The following is a 20,976-nucleotide window of genomic DNA, read 5'->3' as shown; positions in this document are numbered from 1 at the left end:
GATTGCATTGTGCTTGGGCCTTGTAGTGGCTCTAGCATGAAAGCGATGAGCCGATAAGAAAGGGGCGCCTAGGCGCCCCTTCACGTTCATCACGCTCGGTCTCGCTCCAGCAGAGGCTTGAGGTAGTGCCCGGTGTAGGATTGTTTCATCTTGCTCAGTTCCTCGGGCGTACCGCATGCGATGATCTGCCCACCCTTTGAGCCGCCCTCTGGCCCGAGGTCCACCAGCCAATCGGCTGTCTTGATGACGTCCAGGTTATGCTCGATGACCACCACGGTGTTGCCATGGTCACGAAGCCGGTGCAGAACGTCCAGCAGCTGCTGGATATCGGCGAAGTGCAGGCCCGTAGTAGGCTCGTCCAGGATATACAAGGTCTTACCGGTATCGCGCTTGGACAGCTCCCGTGACAGCTTCACGCGCTGGGCTTCGCCCCCCGAAAGCGTCGTCGCCGATTGACCTAGCTTGATGTAGGAAAGCCCTACGTCCATCAGGGTTTGGAGCTTGCGCGCCAATGCAGGCACCGCATCGAAGAACTCACGCGCATCCTCGATGGTCATTTCCAGCACCTCGTGGATGTTCTTGCCCTTGTACTTGATCTCCAGGGTTTCGCGGTTGTAGCGCTTGCTCTTGCACACATCGCAAGGCACGTAGATGTCCGGGAGGAAATGCATTTCCACCTTGATCAGGCCGTCGCCCTGGCACGCTTCGCAGCGCCCGCCTTTCACGTTGAACGAGAACCGGCCTGGGCCATACCCGCGCGAGCGTGATTCAGGCACCCCAGAGAACAGCTCGCGGATCGGCGTGAAGATCCCTGTGTAGGTGGCAGGGTTGGACCGGGGGGTGCGGCCGATGGGGCTCTGGTCGATATCCACCACCTTGTCCAGGTGCTGCAACCCGTCCATGCTGGCATGGGGCGCCGCTTCCAGGCTGCTCGCGCCGTTCAGGGCGGTGGCTGCGAGCGGGAACAGGGTGTTGTTGATGAGCGTGGACTTGCCGGAGCCTGAGACGCCGGTCACGCAGGTCAGCAGCCCGATGGGGATTTCCAGATCGACGTTCTGAAGGTTGTTGCCACGTGCGCCCTTGAGCTTGAGCTGCAGCTTTTTGTCGCGCGGTGTGCGCTTGGCAGGGACCACGATCTTTCTACGGCCGGACAGGTACTGGCCGGTTACGGAGTCCGGGTGGTCCATCACTTCCTGAGGCGTACCCTCAGCGACGATCTTGCCGCCATGCACGCCGGCCCCTGGCCCAATGTCCACCACGTAGTCCGCCAGGCGGATCGCATCCTCGTCATGCTCGACGACGATTACGGTGTTGCCCAGATCACGCAGGTGATTGAGGGTGGCGAGCAAGCGATCGTTGTCGCGCTGATGAAGGCCAATGGACGGCTCGTCCAGGATATACATCACCCCCACCAAGCCTGCGCCGATCTGGCTGGCGAGGCGGATGCGCTGAGCCTCACCACCGGACAGGGTTTCTGCGCTACGGTCAAGGGTGAGGTAGTCCAGGCCCACGTTCACCAGGAACTGCAACCGTTCGCAGATTTCCTTGAGAATTTTGGCCGCGATTTCGCCACGGCGACCGGTCAGGGTCAGCGTGCTGAAGTAGCCACTGGCGTCACCGATCGGCATGTTGGCGACCGCCGGCAGCGTCTTCTCACCGACCCACACATGACGCGCCTCGCGCCGCAGCCGCGTGCCACGGCAGTCCGGGCACGGCTGGGTGCCCAGGTACTTGGCCAGTTCCTCGCGTACGGTATTGGACTCGGTTTCGCGGTAGCGGCGTTCCAGGTTGGGGATGATCCCTTCGAACGGGTGCGAGCGCTTGACGATGTCACCCCGGTCGTTGAGGTACTTGAAGTCCACGCTGTGCTTGCCGCTGCCTTGCAGGATCACCTTCTGATGCTCCGGCGCAAGCTCGCCGAATGCTTCGTCCAGGCTGAAGTCGTAATGCGCAGCCAGCGACCCCAGCATCTGGAAGTAGTAGACGTTACGGCGATCCCACCCGCGAATGGCGCCTTCGGCCAAGGTCAGTTCCGCATTGACCAGGCGCTTGGTATCGAAATACTGCTTAACGCCCAGGCCATCACAGGTCGGGCAGGCACCGGCCGGGTTGTTGAACGAGAACAGCTTGGGTTCCAGTTCGCTGATCGCATGACCGCAAATGGGGCAGGCAAAGCGCGCCGAAAAAATGGTCTCTTCGCCTTTCTCGTCGTCCATGGGAGCGATCAGCGCGATACCATCCGCCAGCTTCAACGCGGTCTCGAACGACTCGGCCAATCGCTGCTGAAGATCGGCACGCACTTTGAAACGATCGACCACCACATCGATACTGTGCTTTTTCTGCTTGTCCAGCTTGGGCAACTCGTCCAGTTCGTAGAGTTTGCCGTTGACGCGGGCGCGGACGAAGCCTTGGGCGCGCAGCTCGTCGAACACCGCCAGGTGCTCACCCTTGCGCTCACGGATGACCGGGGCCAGGAGCATCAACTTGCTGCCTTCCGGGCGCTCCAGTACCAGGTCGACCATCTGGCTGACCGTTTGCGCTTCCAGTGGTATGTCATGGTCTGGGCAGCGGGGTGTCCCGACCCTGGCGTACAGCAGGCGCAAGTAGTCGTAGATCTCGGTGATGGTGCCGACGGTGGAGCGGGGGTTGTGTGAGGTGGATTTCTGTTCGATGGAAATGGCCGGTGACAGCCCTTCGATGGTATCGACGTCAGGCTTTTCCATCATCGAGAGGAACTGGCGGGCATACGCCGACAGCGATTCCACATAACGACGCTGGCCCTCGGCGTACAGCGTATCGAAGGCCAGGGATGACTTGCCCGAGCCCGACAGGCCGGTAATGACGATGAGCTTGTCCCGGGGCAGGGTCAGGTCGATGTTCTTCAGGTTGTGGGTACGTGCCCCACGAATCAGGATCTTGTCCACTGCGGCCTCGCTCGGCGGGCATAAACGAAGAATTATACGGCGCCCTGCCAGTACGCGGCAAAGCGTCGCGTAGATGCCGTCAAGCTGTCGGACTGATAGAATCGCCGCCGGTTCACACGAGATTAATCCATGCACGACACCCACAACGAGCGCATGAGCGGCAATGAAACCCGCGCCGCCGGCGGTCTGGCTCTGGTCTTCGCTTTTCGTATGCTGGGCATGTTCATGGTCTTGCCGGTCCTGGCCACCTATGGCATGGACCTGGCCGGCGCCACGCCCGCGCTGATTGGCCTGGCCATTGGCGCCTATGGCCTCACCCAGGCCGTGTTGCAGATTCCCTTCGGGATGATTTCAGACCGCATCGGCCGTCGACCCGTCATCTACCTGGGCTTGATCGTGTTTGCCCTGGGCAGCGTCCTGGCAGCCCAGGCCGATTCCATCTGGGGCATCATCGCAGGGCGCATCCTGCAAGGGGCCGGCGCCATTTCGGCGGCGGTGATGGCGCTGCTGTCGGACCTGACCCGGGAACAGCACCGCACCAAGGCCATGGCCATGATCGGGATGAGCATTGGTCTTTCCTTTGCAGTGGCAATGGTCGTCGGGCCTTTGCTGACAAGTGCCTTTGGCTTGTCAGGATTGTTCCTTGCAACGGCCGGCTTGGCCTTGGTTGGCATCGCGTTGATTGCCTTCGTGGTACCTGCCACGCACAACATTCTGCAGCATCGCGAATCGGGCGTTGCGCGTCAGGCCATCGGCCCGACCCTGCGTCACCCGGACCTTCTACGGCTGGATGTGAGCATCTTCATCCTGCATGCCATTCTCATGGCCAGCTTCGTCGCGCTGCCTCTGGCCTTCGTCGAGCGCGGCGGACTGCCCAAGGAACAACACTGGTGGGTCTACCTGACCGCGCTGTTCGTCTCATTTTTTGCAATGGTACCGTTCATCATCTACGGCGAAAAAAAGCGCAAGATGAAACGTGTGCTGGCCGGGGCCGTCAGCGTACTGCTGTTGGTCGAGCTATTCTTCTGGCAGTGGGCTGACGGTTTGCGCGGACTGGTGATCGGCACCGTGGTATTCTTCACCGCATTCAACCTGCTGGAGGCTTCGTTGCCTTCGCTGGTCAGCAAGGTGTCGCCAGCAGGTGGCAAGGGAACGGCGATGGGGGTGTACTCCACCAGCCAGTTTCTCGGTGCTGCGCTAGGGGGCATCCTGGGTGGCTGGCTGTTCCAGCATGGTGGGCTGAACACCGTGTTCCTTGGCTGCGCGATACTGTGTGCCATCTGGTTGGCCGTTGCCTTGAGCATGAACGAGCCACCGTATGTGACCAGCTTGCGCATGCCTTTGTCGCCGGAGGCCGCCAAGGATGCTGGCCTGGCTGCACGGTTGATGGCCGTGCCCGGCGTGACCGACGCCGTTGTGGTCTCGGAAGAATCAGCCGTCTATATCAAACTGGATACGAAAATTTTGGACCGTACGACCCTGGAGCGCCTGATCAATCCGGCCTCAGCGGCGTGCGAAGCCTAGGAGAACGTTATGGCCCGTGGGGTTAACAAAGTCATTCTGGTCGGTACCTGTGGCCAGGATCCCGAAGTCCGCTACCTGCCCAACGGTAATGCCGTGACCAACCTGAGCCTGGCAACCAGCGAGCAATGGACCGACAAGCAGTCGGGCCAGAAGGTCGAGCGTACCGAATGGCACCGTGTGTCGCTGTTCGGCAAGGTTGCTGAGATTGCCGGCGAGTACCTGCGCAAAGGTTCGCAGTGCTACATCGAAGGCAAGCTGCAGACCCGTGAGTGGGAAAAAGACGGCATCAAGCGCTACACCACTGAAATCATCGTTGACATCAACGGCACCATGCAGCTGCTGGGCGGCCGTCCGCAGAACCAGCAAGGCGACGGCGACCCGTACAACCAGGGTGGCGGTAACAACTACAACCAAGGTGGCGGTCAGCAGCAACAGTACAACCAGCAACCTGCGCGCCAGCAGGCCCCGCGCCCGCAACAGCAACAGCGCCCGGCGCCGCAGCAGCCAGCGCCGCAACCGGCGGCTGACTTCGACAGCTTCGATGATGATATTCCGTTCTGATTTGAACGGTAGGGCATCGCGCTACAGTAAAAACCCGGGGCAATTGCTCCGGGTTTTTTTATACTTGGGGCATGGTCAACTATTAAGTTTGTTGGCGAGTAAGAACAGTACTCAATGAAATTTCTCCTTCTGCCGTAGGGTCTTTCCCAAGTTTGCATGACACCGACTATGCAGTGCCAATATTGCTTAGTATCTCAGCTTTGACAAGGAGAGGCTCATGCAATCAGGAACTGAACAGCGGGAGATAAAACTGACAGCGTCGACTGGGGACTATCACGTTTCGGGGTTCAGCGAAGACTACGCGGCATATCTCAAGGGTCGCGATAGAGGTGCTGAATATTCTGGCTGGTTCGTGATGGCGGTAGGTATCATCATCGCCTCGGTGGGCTTCGGTACGCTCGTTCTAGGCCCTGAAACGATTACGTACAACAGAGTGGCAGGCCCTACCTTGCTGCAGTACATACAGATGTACCCTGGGCCAATATTCAGTGTGGGTGGCGTCCTGTTTGCAATTGGTACCCGACTTCACGCCAGCAGCGAGGTCAGCCAGGAAGCGTTTCTACTGTCACGTTACAAGTTCATTGCTCCGGACGGCACATACGTCAATGACGACGTTAAACTTAGTTACTTGGGAGATGACAATTTTTCTATAACTACTCAATGATCTTTCAACTGACCACGCGGCCACTGCGGGGGCTACTGTCCGTCTCAATATCTGAGCGCTAGGTAGGGTACGGAGAAAGGCAACGTAAACACCGCATGGAGCAAGTCAGTGAGACCATCACGGCATGACTTCTGCGAGCTTGTCGAGACCCGTTCCAAGGGGGCGATCTTTTTTCAGCCAGCCGAACATGCGCTCGATGGACATGGTGTTGTAGGTATTTGCGCCGGTCGAACAACCTGGGCAAACCCGGCTTAGGCTTGCGCTTCATCGAGCGCTTCGGAATGACGGGCTGTATGCGGCACCGGTCGAAGTACTGACGCAACGCTTGTGCGTCATAGCCTTTGTCGGCGAGCAGCCACGTGCTGAGATGTATGATCTATCTTCAGCCTACCTGACCCACGTCATCGCACCTTTTCGATTCCTTGCTAGTCTTACCTGTTGGCGGTCATCAAACCGCCGTCACCGTGACTACCAAGAGGCGCCGGCCATGTTCCGTGCGTCCACATCTGATCAGGAGTGCACGATGGATCTCAACCGTCGGCAATTCTTCAAGGTCGCCGCCGTCGGCCTTGGAGGCTCGAGCCTTGCGGCGCTGGGCATGGCCCCAACGCCTGCGTTCGCCGAGCAAGTGCGCCACTTCAAGCTGGCGCATACCAAAGAAACCCGTAACACCTGCCCCTACTGCTCGGTCGGCTGCGGCTTGATCCTGTACAGCCAGGGTGATGCAGGCAAGAACGTCAAGCAGAACATCATCCACATCGAAGGTGACGCCGACCATCCGGTGAACCGCGGCACCCTTTGCCCCAAAGGCGCAGGTTTGCTCGACTTCATCCACAGTCCAAGCCGTCTCAAGTACCCCGAGGTGCGCAAGCCGGGTAGCAACGAGTGGGTACGCGTCAGCTGGGACGAAGCGCTCGATCGCGTGGCCGCCTTGATGAAGGAAGATCGCGACGCGAACTTCATCGAGAAAAATGCCCAGGGGCAGACGGTCAACCGCTGGCTCACCACCGGTTTTCTTGCCGCTTCCGCCGCCTCCAGCGAGGCCGGCTACCTGACTCACAAGGTTGTTCGCGCAACAGGCATGCTGGGGTTCGATAACCAAGCACGTGTCTGACATGGCCCGACGGTGGCAAGTCTTGCCCCGACGTACGGCCGTGGCGCCATGACCAACCACTGGTCCGATATCGCCAACGCGAATCTGGTCCTTGTGATGGGTGGCAACGCAGCGGAAGCGCATCCGTGCGGCTTCAAATGGGTGACCGAGGCCAAGGCGCACAACAAGGCGCGGCTGATCGTGGTCGACCCAAGGTTTACCCGTACCGCTTCGGTGGCCGATTACTACGCGCCCATCCGCACCGGTACCGACATCGCGTTCATGGGCGGGTTGATCAATTACCTGCTGAGCAATGACAAGATCCAGCACGAATATGTGCGCAATTACACCGACGTATCCTTCATCGTCAAGGACACCTATGGCTTCGAGGATGGCCTGTTCAGCGGCTATGACGAGAGCAAGCGCATTTATGCCGACAAGTCGGGCTGGGGTTACGAGCTGGGCGAGGACGGTTTTGCCAAGGTAGACCCGACACTTCAGCACCCACGCTGTGTGTTCCAGCTGATGAAGCAGCACTACAGCCGCTACACCCCAGAATTGGCGAGCATGACCTGTGGCATGCCGCAGGACGCCATGATGAAGGTGTGGGAAGAGATCGCCACCTGCTCGGCGCCGGGCAAGACCATGACGATCCTGTATGCGCTGGGGTGGACGCAACATTCGATCGGCGCGCAGATCATCCGCAGCGCGGCGATGGTGCAGCTGTTGCTAGGCAATGTGGGCATGCCAGGTGGAGGCGTGAATGCCTTGCGGGGTCACTCCAACATTCAGGGCCTGACCGACCTGGGGTTGCTGTCCAACTCGCTGCCGGGTTACCTGACACTTGCCGGCGACGCCGAGCAGGACTACGCCGCGTTCATCGACAAGCGTGCGTCCAAGCCGCTGCGCCCGGGGCAGCTGTCCTACTGGCAGAACTACGGCAAGTTCCACGTCAGCCTCATGAAGGCCTGGTACGGCCCCAACGCCACCGCCGACAACAACTGGGGCTACGATTGGCTGCCCAAGCTCGACGTGCCTGCCTACGACGTGCTGCGCATGTTCGAGATGATGAGCCAAGGCAAGGTCAACGGCTACATGTGCCAAGGTTTCAACCCGATTGCCGCCCTCCCTGACAAGAACCGCGTGACCGCGGCACTGGCCAAGCTCAAGTGGTTGGTAGTCATGGACCCGCTGGCCACCGAGACGTCCGAGTTCTGGCGCAACGTGGGGCCGTTCAACGATGTGGACACGGCCGGTATCCAGACCGAGGTGATCCGCCTGCCCACCACCTGCTTCGCTGAAGAGGACGGCTCGCTGGTCAACAGCAGCCGCTGGCTGCAATGGCACTGGAAAGGCGCCGACGGCCCGGGTGAAACCCGCACTGACGTGCAGATCATGAGCGAGTTGTTCCTGCGCTTGCGTCAGCGTTACCAGAAGGAAGGGGGTACCTACCCCGATCCTCTGCTGAACATTCACTGGCCCTACAAGATCGCCGAAGAGCCGTCACCTGAGGAGCTGGCGAAGGAGATGAACGGCTGGGCCGTGACGGACTTCACCGACCCGACCGGTGCGACCGTCAAGTCCGGTCAGCAACTGTCGGGCTTCGGCCAGCTCAAGGATGACGGCAGCACGGCTTCGGGCTGCTGGATCTTCGCCGGTTGCTGGACCGAGCAGGGCAACCAGATGGCGCGCCGCGACAACAGCGACCCCTACGGCATGCACCAGGTCCAGAACTGGGCGTGGGCGTGGCCGGCCAACCGACGCATTCTCTATAACCGTGCCTCCAGCGACCCGCAGGGCAAGCCTTGGGATCCGGAGAAGAAGCGTCTTGTCTGGTGGAACGGCAAGGCGTGGGGCGGGACCGACGTGCCTGATTTCAAGGTCGATTCGCCGCCGGAAGCGGGCATGAACCCATTCATCATGAACCCCGAGGGTGTGGCGCGTTTCTTCGCCATCGACAAGATGGCCGAAGGGCCGTTCCCCGAGCATTACGAGCCTTTCGAAACACCGATTGGCATCAACCCCCTGCACCCGAACAACAAGAAGGTCGTCAGCAACCCGGCAGGCCGCATCTTCGATTCGGTGTGGGAAACCTTGGGCACACATGATGAATTCCCCTACGCGGCCACCACCTATCGCCTGACCGAGCATTTCCACTTCTGGAGCAAGCATTGCCGGCTCAACGCCATTGCCCAGCCTGAGCAGTTCGTCGAGATTGGTGAAGTCCTGGCCAATGAAAAAGGCATCAAGGCAGGCGACAGGGTGCGTGTATCGAGCAAGCGCGGGCATATCGATGCGGTTGCGGTAGTGACCAAGCGGATACGTCCGCTGCAGGTCAACAACCAGACGGTGCATCAGATCGGCATCCCGCTGCACTGGGGCTTTACCGGGTCCACGCGGCACGGGTACCTGACCAACACCCTGGTTCCGTTCCTGGGTGATGGTAATACCCAGACACCGGAGTCCAAGTCGTTCCTCGTCAAAGTGGAGAAACTCTGATGGCCAGCCAAGACATCATCGCCCGGTCGGCCACCACCACAGTGCCGCCTTCGGTACGCGAGCAGGAGCAGGTGGCCAAGCTGATCGACACCACCAAGTGCATCGGCTGCAAGGCCTGCCAGGTGGCGTGTTCGGAATGGAACGAGTTGCGTGACGAGGTTGGGCACAACCACGGGACCTACGACAACCCTCAGGACCTGAGCGCCGAAACCTGGACATTGATGCGCTTCACCGAGCACGAGCGCGACGACGGCAACCTGGAGTGGCTCATCCGCAAGGATGGCTGCATGCACTGCGCAGATCCCGGTTGCCTGAAGGCGTGCCCAAGCCCAGGTGCGATCATCAAGCACGCCAACGGCATCGTCGACTTCAACCAGGACCATTGCATAGGCTGCGGCTACTGCATCACCGGCTGCCCGTTCAATATCCCGCGCATTTCCCAGAAGGATCACAAGGCCTACAAGTGCACGCTGTGTTCCGACCGTGTCAGCGTAGGGCTGGAGCCAGCTTGCGTTAAAACCTGCCCGACCGGCGCCATCGTTTTCGGCAGCAAGGACGAGATGAAGGTGCATGCCGATGAACGCATCGTCGACCTCAAGTCCCGAGGCTACGAGAACGCTGGGCTGTATGACCCCGACGGGGTAGGGGGCACCCATGTGATGTACGTATTGCACCATGCCGACACACCTAAGCTGTATGCCGGGCTCCCGGACCAGCCGGTGATCAGCCCGCTGGTGGGGCTGTGGAAGGGCTTCACCAAGCCGCTGGCCTTGCTGGCCATGGGGGCGGCGGTGCTGGCCGGCTTCTTCCACTACGTACGGGTCGGGCCGCAACGTGTCGAGGAGGACGAGCAGCCTGTAGCGTCCGACACCAGCGTGCACCAAGTCGACCCGGCAGTGCATGTGTTCGATCCGAACAAGCCTGATGGGCAAGGGGAGCAGCGGCCATGAACGACAACAAGCCTATCCTGCGTTACAACGCCAACGAGCGCAGCAACCACTGGATAGTGGCGATCCTGTTCTTTCTGGCGGGCCTGTCGGGGCTGGCGCTGTTTCATCCCGCCTTGTTCTGGCTAAGCAATCTGTTCGGCGGCGGTCCATGGACACGCATCCTGCACCCGTTCCTAGGTGTGGCGATGTTCGTTTTCTTCCTGGGCCTGGTGGTGCGTTTCTGGCGTGCCAACTTCATTACAGCCAACGACCGCCTGTGGTTGCGCAGAATCGATCGGGTCATGCGCAATCAGGAGGACGGTGTGCCTGCCATCGGCAAGTACAATGCCGGCCAGAAACTGCTGTTCTGGACGCTGCTAGTGTGCATGCTGATCCTGATGGTCAGTGGCGTGGTGATCTGGCGTGCTTACTTCAGTCACTACTTCGACATCGGCGCCATACGCCTGGCCACCTTGCTACACGCCTTCGCGGCGTTCGTGCTGGTGCTCAGCATCATCGTGCACATCTACGCCGGCATCTGGATCAAGGGGTCGGTAGGCGCCATGCTGCATGGCTGGGTCAGCCGGGCCTGGGCGCGCAAGCACCATGAACTGTGGTATCGCGACGTGACCGGTGACAAAACGCCGACCGAGCACCGAAGAAAAGAAGGATGAACGCTTGAGTACCGTACTTGAACCTGGGCAGATCGAAGCGTCGGCCGTCATGCCGCCGTTTCTGCACCTGCCACCAGGCAACCTCTTCGACGTGCGGGCGGCTCGCCTGGAGCGCCTGGCCCAGGGCCATGCCATGGGCGACTACCTGCAGTTGATCGCGCGGCTTTGCCACATCCAACAGCAGCTTGTGGATAACCCGCCGAGTGCGCTGCCTGTTGCCGAGGACCGTCAGCGTCTGTGCATAAGTCACGGGCTGCCGCCCCTGGCTGCTGACAGCCTTGTGCGCGAAGGCGCATGGCTGGCGTGGTTGCAGGCGCTGCTCGATCATTTCGATGAGTCGGGCCAAGGGCCCCTGCAAGATGCACTGCACAGGCTGCGCATCAGTGACGATACCCAGCGCAAAGGTTGGGCAATTGCCCTGCTCAGCGGCCAGTACGATGCCGTGCCCCCTGCACTGGTGCCGTTCGTGGGCGCAGCCTTGCAGGCGGCCTGGTCAAGCTGGTTGCTGGCGCTGCCAAGCACCGAACTCAAGCCCGCTGCCAGCCTTGCCCAATGCCCGGCATGCGGCTCGCCGGCCATGGCGGGCGTGGTACGCAACCGTGGCAAGCACAATGGCTTGCGTTACCTTGCCTGTTCGTTGTGCGCCTGTGAGTGGCACGTGGTGCGGGTCAAGTGCGTGTACTGCGACTCCAGCAAAGACCTGCGCTACAGCGCGCTCGACGATGACCGTCACGGACCCGGCAAGGCACCGCTGCGTGCCGAGTGTTGCCCAGGGTGCAACAGCTACCTCAAGCAGCACTACCTGGAAAACGACGCAGCAGCCGAAGCGTTGGCCGACGACTTGGCCAGCCTGGCCCTGGACATGCGCCTGGACGAGGAGGGGTACCATCGTCTGGCACCCAACCTGATGGTCTCGCCCGGCTAGCGGTTGATTGTCTACACTGTGAGACCGAGTTGCCTTGCCCAGGCAAGCGTCCTTGACACGGGTTTCGAAGGTTCCCGGACCTGCGGATGCCTGCGTTACCGTCGCTTGCCTGCCACAAGGCCAGCAGACAATGGACCCGTCCAAGGTAGTACCGCATGCCCTCCAGCTTAGCCAGCGTCACGCCTCGCCTGCCTTCCATCGATACACTCCTGCGCCACACCGCCTGTCTTGCGCTCATCGAGCGTTACGGCCGTGAAGCTGTTCTGTCGACCTTGCGCCACTTGCTGAATGATCTGCGCGGCCTTGTCCGCAATGGCCAGCTGAGTGCTGCGGAGGTGGCGCCGGAGTTACTGCTGGGCCGCGCCGGCGAACGACTCGACGTCCAGCAACGCAGCCAGGTTCGCCGCGTGTTCAACCTCACCGGCACGGTGTTGCACACCAATCTGGGCCGCGCCTTGCTCCCCGAAGAAGCCATCGAGGCCATGGAATGCGCAGCGCGCTACCCGCTGAACCTCGAGTTCGACCTGAGCACGGGCAAGCGCGGTGATCGCGATGACCTGATCGAAGGGTTGATTCGCGAACTGACCGGCGCCGAGGCCGTCACCGTGGTGAACAACAATGCAGCCGCTGTGTTGCTGGCGCTCAACAGCTTGGGCGCCCGCAAGGAAGGCATCATCTCCCGTGGCGAGCTGATCGAGATCGGGGGCGCCTTCCGCATACCCGACATCATGGCCCGGGCCGGCGTCAGGCTGCACGAGATCGGCACCACCAACCGCACCCACGCCCGCGACTACGAGGCGGCCATCAGCCCGCGCACTGGGTTGCTGATGCGCGTGCACTGCAGTAATTACAGCATCCAGGGCTTTACCACCCAGGTACCCACCCCGGAGCTGGCCCGCATTGCCCGTCAGCACAACCTGCCGCTACTCGAGGACCTGGGCAGTGGCAGCCTGCTGGACCTCACGCGCTGGGGGCTACCCGCCGAACCGACGGTGCGCCAGGCACTGAGCGATGGCGCCGACATTGTCACCTTCAGTGGCGACAAACTGCTGGGCGGTCCGCAGGCAGGGATCATCGTCGGGCGTAAGGACTTGATCGCCAGGATCAAGAAGAACCCGCTCAAGCGCGCCCTGCGCGTGGACAAGATCACCTTGGCCGCCCTGGAGGCCGTGTTGGCGCTGTACCGCAACCCTGATCGCCTGGCCGAGCGCCTGCCCAGCCTGCGCCTGCTCACGCGTGCCCAGGCGGAGATTCACACCCAGGCCCTGCGCGTGGCGCCCGCGATGCAAGCCTGCCTGGGCGAGCAGTGGCGCGTCAGCGTAGAGCCGACGCTGGGCATGATCGGCAGCGGCAGCCAGCCTGTCGCCCGCTTGCCCAGCGCCGCCTTGTGCCTGCGTCCACAGGTGTCCAAGCGGCTGCGCGGGCGCAGCTTGCATGCTTTGGAGCGAGCGCTGCGTGAATTACCGGTGCCTGTGCTTGGGCGCATCGACGACGATGCGTTGTGGCTGGACTTGCGCCAGCTGGACGATGAACCCCAATGGCTGGCGCAGCTGCCAAGCCTGCAGTTGGGGGCCTTGCAGTGATCGTCGGTACCGCCGGGCACATCGATCACGGCAAGACGGCGCTGCTGCAGGCGCTCACCGGCCAAGCCGGGGACCAGCGTCAGGAGGAACAGGCCCGTGGCATGACCATCGACCTGGGTTATCGCTACGCGTCGCTGGCCGAGGAGGCGCCACTGACTGGCTTCATCGACGTGCCGGGCCACGAGCGGTTTGTCCACAACATGCTGGCCGGTGCCCACGGCATCGACCTGGTATTGCTGGTGGTGGCGGCAGACGATGGCGTCATGCCGCAGACCCGCGAGCACCTGGCGATCATCGAACTGTTGGGCATTCCCCAGGCGCTGGTGGCCATCAGCAAGTGCGACCGGGTCGAGCCCGCACGCGTGGAAGCGGTGAAGCAGCAAGTCAGCCAACTGCTGGCGCCTGGCCCATATGCCGATGCGCTGCACTTTCCCGTATCCAGTACCGTTGGTACCGGCATCGACGCCTTGCGCCAGGCCCTGCTGGCGGCAGCGCCCCATGCCCGCCGTCGCAGTGTGGCCGGAGGCTTTCGTCTTGCCGTGGACCGGGCGTTCGCCGTTACGGGCGCGGGGGTAGTGGTGACCGGCACGGCGCTTGCGGGGCGGGTGACTGCTGGCGACACGTTGCTGCTGGGCAAGGCTGGCAAACCGGTGAGGGTGCGCGGGTTGCATGCTCAGAATCAGCCCGCGCTGGTGGCTGAGGCAGGGCAACGTGTGGCGCTCAACATCGTCGCCGAGCGCCTGGCGGTGGACCAGATACGCCGCGGCGATTGGCTGGTGCCGCAGTGGTTGCACGCGCCTAGCACACGCATCGATATCACCTTGAGCCTGCTGCCTGGCCAAGCCCGTGCCTTAGAGCACTTCAGTGCAGTGCACGTGCACTTGGGTACTCAGGACGTGACAGCCAGGGTGGCTTTGCTCGAGGGGCAGAGCTTGGCGGCGGGGCAGCGCATGTTCGCACAGTTGCTGCTCAACGCGCCGTTGCAAGCGGTGCATGGCGACCGTCTGGTGCTGCGCGATCAGCGCGCTCAGTACACGCTGGGCGGCGGCACGGTCCTGGACCCGTTCGCCCCCAGTCGTCAACGCCGCAGCGTCGAAAGGCTGCAACAGTTGCAGGTGCTGCGCGACTGTACAGGTCTTGAGCAGGCCTTGCCGGGTTTGCTGGCCAGCGCACCGGGTGGGCTAGATCCACAGCGCCTGGAGCGGCAGTTCAATCGCCTGCGTGACAGCTGGCAGTTACCCGACGACGTACTCGTGATCGCCACCCGCCAAGGCCAGTTGTTGTTCGCTGCAAGCCAGTGGCAGGCGCTCAAGCAACGTGTGCTGGCCCAGTTGGCGGCCTTTCACGAGCAGGAGCCCGATCAATTGGGCCCGGACCGTGACAGGCTGCGCCGTTTCGCGGCGTTGCCACTGGACAGGCCGGGGTTCGTCAGTTTGCTCGAGCAGTTGCTGGCCGAAGGCGCCGTAGCCGGCAGCGGCCCCTGGCTGCATTTGCCTGATCATCAGGTTCAGCTCAGTGCCGCGGATGAGGCGCTCTGGGCGCGCCTGCAGCCAAGGTTGCAGGCTGGCGCTTACGATCCGCCTTGGGTAAGGACATTGGCGAGCGAGGAAAAATGCGCCGAGGCCGATGTACGTCTGCTGCTGCGCAAGCTGGCGCGACTGGGGTTGGTGCATCAGGTGGTGCGGGACCTGTTCTACCCAGAGTCGACCCTACGCCGCATGGCAGAGCTGCTACAGCATCACATAGGTGACACGCCGGTAGTGCAGGTTGCTGCATTTCGCGATATGTTGGGCATCGGTCGCAAGCGCAGTGTGCAGATTCTGGAATATTTCGACCGCATCGGTCTGACCCGCAGGGTCGGCGATCAGCGGTACATTCGCAGTGACAGTGCCCTGGCCCGCTAGCAGGCCAGGCACCGATTTCAAGGAAGGCAATCGCGCCCGGTGGCGCGGCCGGGCTTCAAACCCGGTTGGGGACGGCATCCGTTCCCGGGCAGGTTCGACTCCCGCTGCCTTCCGCCACTTCTAGCGTTCGCCGCACAAGTCCAGGGCAAACCAGTGCTCGGCCTCTTTCACGTCCAGCCCGGCACCCAGCAGCGCGAACATCTTGCCAAGGGCCGCCTCCCGCGTCATGCCGCCCCCGCTGACCAGGCCTGCTGCCCGCAGGCGGCTACCGGCAGCATAGGTATCGAAGACCACATCGCCTTCCGGGCACTGGGAAATGGCCACCAACATGACGCCACGCTGGCGTGCTGCACGCAAGGTATCGAGCAGCGCCTGATCATCGGACGGCCCAGTGCCGCTGCCATAGCATTCCAGCAACAAGCCCTGCACGCCGCTGCCGAGCAAAGCCTCCAGATGACCTGCCTGCAAACCAGGGAACACCGGCACTACCGCAAGGTTCACGCGCTCACGGGGCTGCTGGTAACCCAAGCGCGCCGGCAAGGGGGCTACGTGCTCACTCTGGCGATGGCGCGGCAAGGCCGCAAAGGCATCGAACGCTTCGCTGCGCAGCTTGGAGGCGCGGCAACCGTGCAGCAGCTTGCCCGCGAAGTACAGTTGCACACCCGCTTCGAGGGGATGATCGAACTGGCGCAGTGCGCCGCACAGGTTGTCCCAGGCGTCGCTGCCAGGTGCCCCTGCCGGCAGCATCGAGCCGGTCAGCAGGATGGGAACCGGCAGCCCCAGCAACAGGAACGACAGTGCCGCTGCACTGTAGGCCAGGGTGTCGGTGCCATGCAGCACCAGTACCGCATCATGGCCACGGACACGCACGGCATCGACGATCGCATCACGCATCGCTAGCCAGTTGTGCTGCTGCATGTTGGCACTGTCGAGCAGTGGGTCCAGTTCCTGGAGTGTCCAGGTGACTTCGGGGGCGTCTGCCATCATGGCGAAGTGATCGCGCATGCGGGACTCGAAGCCGCCGGATGGGGCCAGGCCTTCCGGCGTTTCGAGCATGCCGATGGTGCCACCGGTGTAGAGCACGAGGAGGTTCTTTACTGCGCGCATGGAAAGCGTCCGTAGCGATGAACGGGAAAGAAGAGCCGCGCTTTGCAGGGAAGGCTAGTGGGGCCGCAATGCGGCCCCTGGTGACTCAACCGACTGGCACAACCCTCGCTGGGGCGGCTGGCGATGTCAGCCTATCAGCGCAGCGGCTGAGCCTGGCCGACAGCTTTGTCAGCGGCTGTTTCCACCTGCGGGTTGGCAGGCCATGCAGTGCGGTCCAGGTCCAGGTCGGCGAACTTGGCCGAATCGAACACAGGCTGCTTGATGCCAGCCTTGCGCTGGTCATCGTAGTCGCGCATCACACGCAGGCCGACCTTGAACAGCAGGGCCAAGGCCATCAGGTTGACGAAGGCCAGGCACGTCATGGTGATGTCGGCGAAGGCGAACACGGTGGTCAGGTCCTGCATGGAGCCCCACACAACCAGCGCCAGCACCAAGGCACGGAAGCCCATCAATACTGCCCGGTTACGGGTGAGGAACTGCAGGCTGTTCTCGCCCAGGTAGTAGTTGTAGAGGATGCAGGTGAACACGAACAGCGACAGGGCCACGCTGACGAAGATACGGCCCCAGTCGCCTACCACGGCAGCCAGCGAGTTCTGGGTCAGGACAATGCCATCGCCCTCGAAGCCAGGGGTGTAGAAGCCCGACAGCAGGATCAGCAGCGCGGTGCAGGTGCAGATCACGAACGTATCCAGGAACACGCTGAACGCCTGTACCACACCCTGGGCACCTGGGTGCTTCACGGCTGCGACGGCGGCCACGTTCGGTGCGCTGCCAAGGCCGGCTTCGTTGGCGAATACGCCACGCTTCACGCCCATGACGATGGCGCTGCCCAGCAGGCCGCCAAACGCCGGGTCAAGACCGAAAGCACTCTTGAAGATGGTTTCGAGCATGGCCGGCACGTGTTCGATCTGGGTACCGATCACGTACAGGGTCACGCCGATGTAGGCCAGGGTCTTGATCGGTACGAGCAGGTCGGACACCGCCGCGATGCGCTTGATGCCACCAATGAAGGTGATGGCCAACAGCACTGCCAGCACGATGCCGGTGTGGCGCGGGTCGAAGTGGAAGGCGTTTTGCAGCGAGTGGGTCACGGTGTACGACTGCAGGCCGATGAAAGCGAAGCCATAGGTGACCAGCAGCAGAATCGAGAAGACGATCGCCATGCCCTTGTACTTCAGGCCATGCTGAATGTAGTAGGCCGGGCCGCCACGGTACAGGCCGTCGCCGTCGGCGCGCTTGTACACCTGGGCCAGGGTACATTCGAAGAAGCTGCTCGACATGCCCACCAGCGCGGTGACCCACATCCAGAACACGGCACCTGGGCCGCCCAGCGTCACGGCGATGCCGACACCTGCAATGTTACCGGCGCCCACGCGGCCGGCCAGGCTCAGCATCAGGGCCTGGAATGAACTCAGTTGGCCTGCCTGGCCACGCAGCGATTCCTTGAACACACCGAACATGTGTACGAAGTGGCGGAACTGGACGAACCGGGAACGGAGGGTGAAGTAGCTACCCAGCCCCACGATCAGCACGATGAGCAGTTTCCCCGAGAGGAAATCGTTGAGTACTTCGAGCATTGGAAAATGACCTCGATTCTTATTCTTCGTGTGGAAAGACCAGCGGCCGGCAGGCGTACCGCTATTCGTTGGGGCGCATGGTTGGCCATGACAAGAGTCGTTACAATTTCGCGGTTTGGTCTTAATTGATGCGACTTGATGCTAAACTGGCGTCATTCGCGTCACGTAGGCCTTTGTCATGAGCGAGCATTTCGCTACCAATCTCAAGCTGGCTTGCAGCCACTACCGCTCTATCTCCGAAGTTTGCCGCCAACTGTCGATCAATCGCGCCCAGTTCAACAAATACCTGAGCGGCCAAAGCCGCCCGACGGCTTACAACCTCAAACGCATTGGCGATTTCTTCGGGGTGGAGGAATACGAGCTCGACCTGCCCGCCGATCAGTTTTCACGCTTGATCGGCGCGCGAGTGCCGTCTTCGGTCGAGCAAACCGGCGATCCGATCAGCGAGCTGTTTCGGCCTCTGCATGATCACGCGGGCAACCTGTCGCGTTACTGCGGTTATTACTTCGAGTACTCCAACTGCATGTCGGTGCCGGGTACGGTCCTGGTGTCGCTGGTGCATCTGTGGGAGGAGGGCGGTCGCTTCCTGTTCGAGCGCCAGGAGCGTCAGGAGCGGTCTACCGCGACAGACCAGCACGCCGAAGTGCGCTGTCGTTACCTGGGGGCTGCCTTCCAGTTGCAGGACCGGGTGTTCCTGATCGACTACGAATCGCTTACCTTCAACGAAATGAGCCAGACCATTCTCATCCCAAGCTTCAAGAGCCGTATCACCCGCCTCAATGGCCTCAAGGCCGGCGTGTCCAGCGGGGACCGGCGCAATCCTGCCTGTACCCGAGTGGTGTGGGAGTACCTGGGGCAAGAGATCAATCGCATCAACGCGTACCGCCAGGTGAAACTGTACCGGCCTGATGATCCACGCATAGATGAAGACATCCGCGAGCGGCTGGATGTGGGCCCGCTCAGGAATGGGTTGTTTGAAGTCGAGTAGGGGGAGCCGCGTCATGCGTGGTAGAGGATGAGGTCGGCCACGGCGCAACCTTCTCCGCCGCAATGATCATACGGCCCCACGTTGGACTTCCCCGCCCGGAAACCGCAAAATGGCTGCTTTCTCTTACAACCTCCGGATCTGCTGACTCTATGCGTATGCGCCTAATGCTGTTGGGTGGTGGCAATGCCCTCGGGCAAGCGCTGATTCGTCTTGGGGCCGAGGAGGACATCGCTTTCATGGCGCCGCGCCCTCCAGAGGAGGGCTGGGCGCCTGCCAGCCTCACCCAGTTGCTCGACGATCATCGCCCCGACGCCGTGGTCAACCTGGCGTATTACTTCGACTGGTTCCAGGCCGAGTCGGTCAGCGAGCAGCGTCTGGCGCTTCAGGAGCGCGCGGTGGAGCGGCTGGCAGAGTTGTGCCAGCACCACCAGATCACACTGGTCCAGCCCTCGAGCTACCGTGTGTTCGATGGCTCGCGTGCCACCGCCTACAGCGAGAAGGACGAGCCATTGCCGCTTGGCCTGCGTGGGCAGGCCCTCTGGCGTATCGAACAAAGCGTGCGTGCGGCCTGCCCGCAACATGTGCTGTTGCGCTTCGGTTGGGTGCTGGACGAAAGCATCGATGGCCTGCTTGGCCGTTTCCTGACGCGCGCCGAGCTCCCCCAGGAATTGCTGCTGGCCGATGATCGCCGTGGCAACCCGACACCCGTCGACGATGCGGCCAGGGTCATTCTCTCGGTGCTCAAGCAGCTGGACTGCAATTCGCCGCTGTGGGGGACCTACCACTACGCCGGGAACGAAGCGACCACCCCCGTGGCGCTAGGCCAGGCGATTCTCGCCGAGGCCGGCCAGCATCGTCAGCTCGCGGTACAGACGCCAACGCCGCAGGCTCATGCCGCGCGCCCGGATGCCAGCGAAGAGCCGCAGAACGCCGTGCTGGCCTGCAAGAAAATCCTTCATACCTTCGGTATCAAGCCCCGTGCCTGGCGTGCAGGCTTGCCGCCTCTTCTGGACCGGTTCTATCGCCATGGCTGATGCCCCCATCCTGATCACCGGCGGTGCCGGCTTCATCGGCTCCCACCTGAGTGACGCCTTGCTGGCGCGTGGCTACGCCGTGCGCATCGTCGACGACCTCTCCACGGGCAAGCGCGACAACCTGCAACTGGACCACCCCCTGCTTGAGCTTGTCGAGGGGGACGTTGCCGACGCCGAGCTGGTCCAGCGCGCTGCGGCGGGCTGCCAGGCCGTGGTGCACCTGGCTGCGGTGGCCTCGGTGCAGGCTTCGGTCGACGACCCGGTGCGCACGCACCAGAGCAATTTCATCGGCACGCTCAACGTGTGCGAAGCCATGCGTGTTCACGGGGTGCGCCGCGTGTTGTTCGCGTCCAGTGCAGCGGTCTACGGCAATAACGGTGAAGGCCAGTCCATCGCCGAAGACACACCCAAGGCGCCGCTGACACCGTATGCCGTGGACAAGCTGGCCAGCGAGCAGTACCTGGAGTTCTATCGGCGCCAGCATGGCCTTGAGCCTGTAATCTTCCGGTTCTTCAATATCTTCGGGCCGCGGCAGGATCCTTCCTCGCCTTATTCGGGCGTCATCAGCATCTTCAGCGAGCGTGCAGCGCAAGGCCAGCCAATCACCGTGTTCGGTGACGGCGAGCAGACGCGGGATTTCCTGTATGTAGGTGACCTGGTGCAGGTCATGGTGCAGGCGCTCGAACAAGCGCAGGTCGAGGAGGGGGCCGTGAACATCGGTCTCAACCAGGCCACGTCGCTGAACCAGATGCTCGCTGCGCTCCAGCAGGTGGTGGGCAGCTTGCCAGCAGTCAGCTACACCACGCCGCGGTCGGGCGACATCCGCCATTCGCGTGCGGACAACAGGCGGTTGCTGGCTCGTTTCGACTTCCAGCGGGCCACCTCGATGGTGGAGGGGCTGGCCCGGTTGCTGGGCAAGCTCCGTTAGCAATCGAGGGGCGCTCTATTGGGCGTTCAGCAAGACGGTAACGAAAAAGGGGCGGCCTTGGC

At 62.1% G+C, this 20,976-nt stretch carries 15 protein-coding genes, 1 tRNA gene and 1 pseudogene; 13 read left to right on the top strand and 4 right to left on the bottom strand.

From position 1 onward, the window contains the following. Positions 1–89 precede the first annotated feature (89 nt). On the bottom strand, positions 90–2,924 hold the full coding sequence (gene uvrA / locus B2Y33_RS11500) for an excinuclease ABC subunit UvrA (protein WP_028687678.1): 2,835 nt from the start codon (positions 2,922–2,924) through the stop codon (positions 90–92). 129 nt (positions 2,925–3,053) lie between these two features. On the opposite strand from uvrA, the gene B2Y33_RS11495 reads away from it, so the two are divergent. From B2Y33_RS11495 to B2Y33_RS11485, 3 genes are all read left to right on the top strand, one after another. Beyond that, the gene (locus tag B2Y33_RS11495; protein WP_023534992.1) at positions 3,054–4,448 is read left to right on the top strand and encodes an MFS transporter; all 1,395 of its coding nucleotides are present in this window, start codon (positions 3,054–3,056) and stop codon (positions 4,446–4,448) included. 9 nt (positions 4,449–4,457) lie between these two features. Beyond that, on the top strand, positions 4,458–5,009 hold the full coding sequence (locus tag B2Y33_RS11490) for a single-stranded DNA-binding protein (protein ID WP_288632929.1): 552 nt from the start codon (positions 4,458–4,460) through the stop codon (positions 5,007–5,009). Between the two features lie 217 nt (positions 5,010–5,226). Then, on the top strand, positions 5,227–5,673 hold the full coding sequence (locus tag B2Y33_RS11485) for a hypothetical protein (protein ID WP_206405816.1): 447 nt from the start codon (positions 5,227–5,229) through the stop codon (positions 5,671–5,673). Between the two features lie 58 nt (positions 5,674–5,731). On the opposite strand, the pseudogene B2Y33_RS11480 reads toward B2Y33_RS11485, so the two are convergent. After that, positions 5,732–6,031, bottom strand: a pseudogene (locus tag B2Y33_RS11480) (transposase); the annotation flags it as partial. 165 nt (positions 6,032–6,196) lie between these two features. Here B2Y33_RS11480 and fdnG point away from each other — a divergent pair. The 7 genes from fdnG to B2Y33_RS11445 all read left to right on the top strand — a co-directional run bounded on the left by fdnG (position 6,197) and on the right by B2Y33_RS11445 (position 15,397). Beyond that, positions 6,197–9,265 (top strand): formate dehydrogenase-N subunit alpha, encoded by a 3,069-nt coding sequence (gene fdnG / locus B2Y33_RS11475; RefSeq protein WP_140174981.1) that lies wholly within the window; start codon positions 6,197–6,199, stop codon positions 9,263–9,265. Continuing rightward, positions 9,265–10,215: a formate dehydrogenase subunit beta gene (fdxH, locus tag B2Y33_RS11470; RefSeq protein WP_028687677.1), complete on the top strand. Its 951-nt coding sequence runs from the start codon at positions 9,265–9,267 to the stop codon at positions 10,213–10,215. The genes fdnG and fdxH overlap by 1 nt, the downstream gene beginning before the upstream one ends. Then, positions 10,212–10,868: a formate dehydrogenase subunit gamma gene (locus B2Y33_RS11465; protein ID WP_023534961.1), complete on the top strand. Its 657-nt coding sequence runs from the start codon at positions 10,212–10,214 to the stop codon at positions 10,866–10,868. The genes fdxH and B2Y33_RS11465 overlap by 4 nt, the downstream gene beginning before the upstream one ends. Positions 10,869–10,872: 4 nt before the next feature. Next, a complete protein-coding gene (gene fdhE, locus B2Y33_RS11460) occupies positions 10,873–11,793 on the top strand; it encodes a formate dehydrogenase accessory protein FdhE (protein ID WP_197874201.1) in 921 nt (306 codons plus the stop codon). A 155-nt stretch (positions 11,794–11,948) separates the two neighbouring features. Further along, positions 11,949–13,376 (top strand): L-seryl-tRNA(Sec) selenium transferase, encoded by a 1,428-nt coding sequence (selA, locus tag B2Y33_RS11455; protein ID WP_125922355.1) that lies wholly within the window; start codon positions 11,949–11,951, stop codon positions 13,374–13,376. Then, entirely contained in the window at positions 13,373–15,280 is a 1,908-nt protein-coding gene (selB, locus tag B2Y33_RS11450) for a selenocysteine-specific translation elongation factor (RefSeq protein WP_088523682.1), read from the top strand. The genes selA and selB overlap by 4 nt, the downstream gene beginning before the upstream one ends. Positions 15,281–15,301: 21 nt before the next feature. Further along, positions 15,302–15,397, top strand: a tRNA-Sec gene (locus B2Y33_RS11445). 3 nt (positions 15,398–15,400) lie between these two features. Here the strand turns inward: B2Y33_RS11445 and B2Y33_RS11440 are convergent. Both B2Y33_RS11440 and B2Y33_RS11435 read right to left on the bottom strand, forming a co-directional pair. Next, positions 15,401–16,387, bottom strand: a complete 987-nt coding sequence (locus B2Y33_RS11440) for an asparaginase (protein WP_049695364.1) — start codon at positions 16,385–16,387, stop codon at positions 15,401–15,403. A 134-nt stretch (positions 16,388–16,521) separates the two neighbouring features. Further along, entirely contained in the window at positions 16,522–17,964 is a 1,443-nt protein-coding gene (locus B2Y33_RS11435) for an alanine/glycine:cation symporter family protein (RefSeq protein ID WP_027915115.1), read from the bottom strand. Between the two features lie 178 nt (positions 17,965–18,142). On the opposite strand from B2Y33_RS11435, the gene B2Y33_RS11430 reads away from it, so the two are divergent. The 3 genes from B2Y33_RS11430 (at position 18,143) to B2Y33_RS11420 (ending at position 20,914) form a co-directional block, all read left to right on the top strand. After that, complete coding sequence (locus B2Y33_RS11430; RefSeq protein WP_028687672.1) at positions 18,143–18,952, top strand: helix-turn-helix domain-containing protein; 810 nt, start codon at positions 18,143–18,145, stop codon at positions 18,950–18,952. Positions 18,953–19,101: 149 nt separating this feature from the next. After that, positions 19,102–19,986 (top strand): sugar nucleotide-binding protein, encoded by an 885-nt coding sequence (locus tag B2Y33_RS11425; protein ID WP_033695074.1) that lies wholly within the window; start codon positions 19,102–19,104, stop codon positions 19,984–19,986. Beyond that, complete coding sequence (locus tag B2Y33_RS11420; RefSeq protein WP_206405815.1) at positions 19,979–20,914, top strand: NAD-dependent epimerase/dehydratase family protein; 936 nt, start codon at positions 19,979–19,981, stop codon at positions 20,912–20,914. Before B2Y33_RS11425 ends, B2Y33_RS11420 begins: the two co-directional genes overlap by 8 nt. Positions 20,915–20,976: the final 62 nt, after the last annotated feature.

The sequence above is a fragment of the Pseudomonas sp. UBA5666 genome, from assembly GCF_002420785.1.
Lineage (GTDB): Bacteria > Pseudomonadota > Gammaproteobacteria > Pseudomonadales > Pseudomonadaceae > Aquipseudomonas > Aquipseudomonas fulva.
The sequence above is the reverse complement of the archived record's forward strand: the minus strand, read 5'-3'. Positions and strand labels throughout refer to the sequence as shown.

Excerpts from the sequence above, each read along its gene's own strand:
- B2Y33_RS11485 (WP_206405816.1), top strand. The coding sequence starts at position 5,227 with ATGCAATCAGGAACTGAACAGCGGGAGATAAAACTGACAGCGTCGACT.
- B2Y33_RS11490 (WP_288632929.1), top strand. The coding sequence starts at position 4,458 with ATGGCCCGTGGGGTTAACAAAGTCATTCTGGTCGGTACCTGTGGCCAG.
- B2Y33_RS11440 (WP_049695364.1), bottom strand. The coding sequence starts at position 16,387 with ATGCGCGCAGTAAAGAACCTCCTCGTGCTCTACACCGGTGGCACCATC.
- B2Y33_RS11420 (WP_206405815.1), top strand. The coding sequence starts at position 19,979 with ATGGCTGATGCCCCCATCCTGATCACCGGCGGTGCCGGCTTCATCGGC.
- B2Y33_RS11425 (WP_033695074.1), top strand. The coding sequence starts at position 19,102 with ATGCGTATGCGCCTAATGCTGTTGGGTGGTGGCAATGCCCTCGGGCAA.
- B2Y33_RS11465 (WP_023534961.1), top strand. The coding sequence starts at position 10,212 with ATGAACGACAACAAGCCTATCCTGCGTTACAACGCCAACGAGCGCAGC.
- selA (WP_125922355.1), top strand. The coding sequence starts at position 11,949 with ATGCCCTCCAGCTTAGCCAGCGTCACGCCTCGCCTGCCTTCCATCGAT.
- fdxH (WP_028687677.1), top strand. The coding sequence starts at position 9,265 with ATGGCCAGCCAAGACATCATCGCCCGGTCGGCCACCACCACAGTGCCG.
- B2Y33_RS11435 (WP_027915115.1), bottom strand. The coding sequence starts at position 17,964 with ATGCTCGAAGTACTCAACGATTTCCTCTCGGGGAAACTGCTCATCGTG.
- B2Y33_RS11430 (WP_028687672.1), top strand. The coding sequence starts at position 18,143 with ATGAGCGAGCATTTCGCTACCAATCTCAAGCTGGCTTGCAGCCACTAC.
- B2Y33_RS11495 (WP_023534992.1), top strand. The coding sequence starts at position 3,054 with ATGCACGACACCCACAACGAGCGCATGAGCGGCAATGAAACCCGCGCC.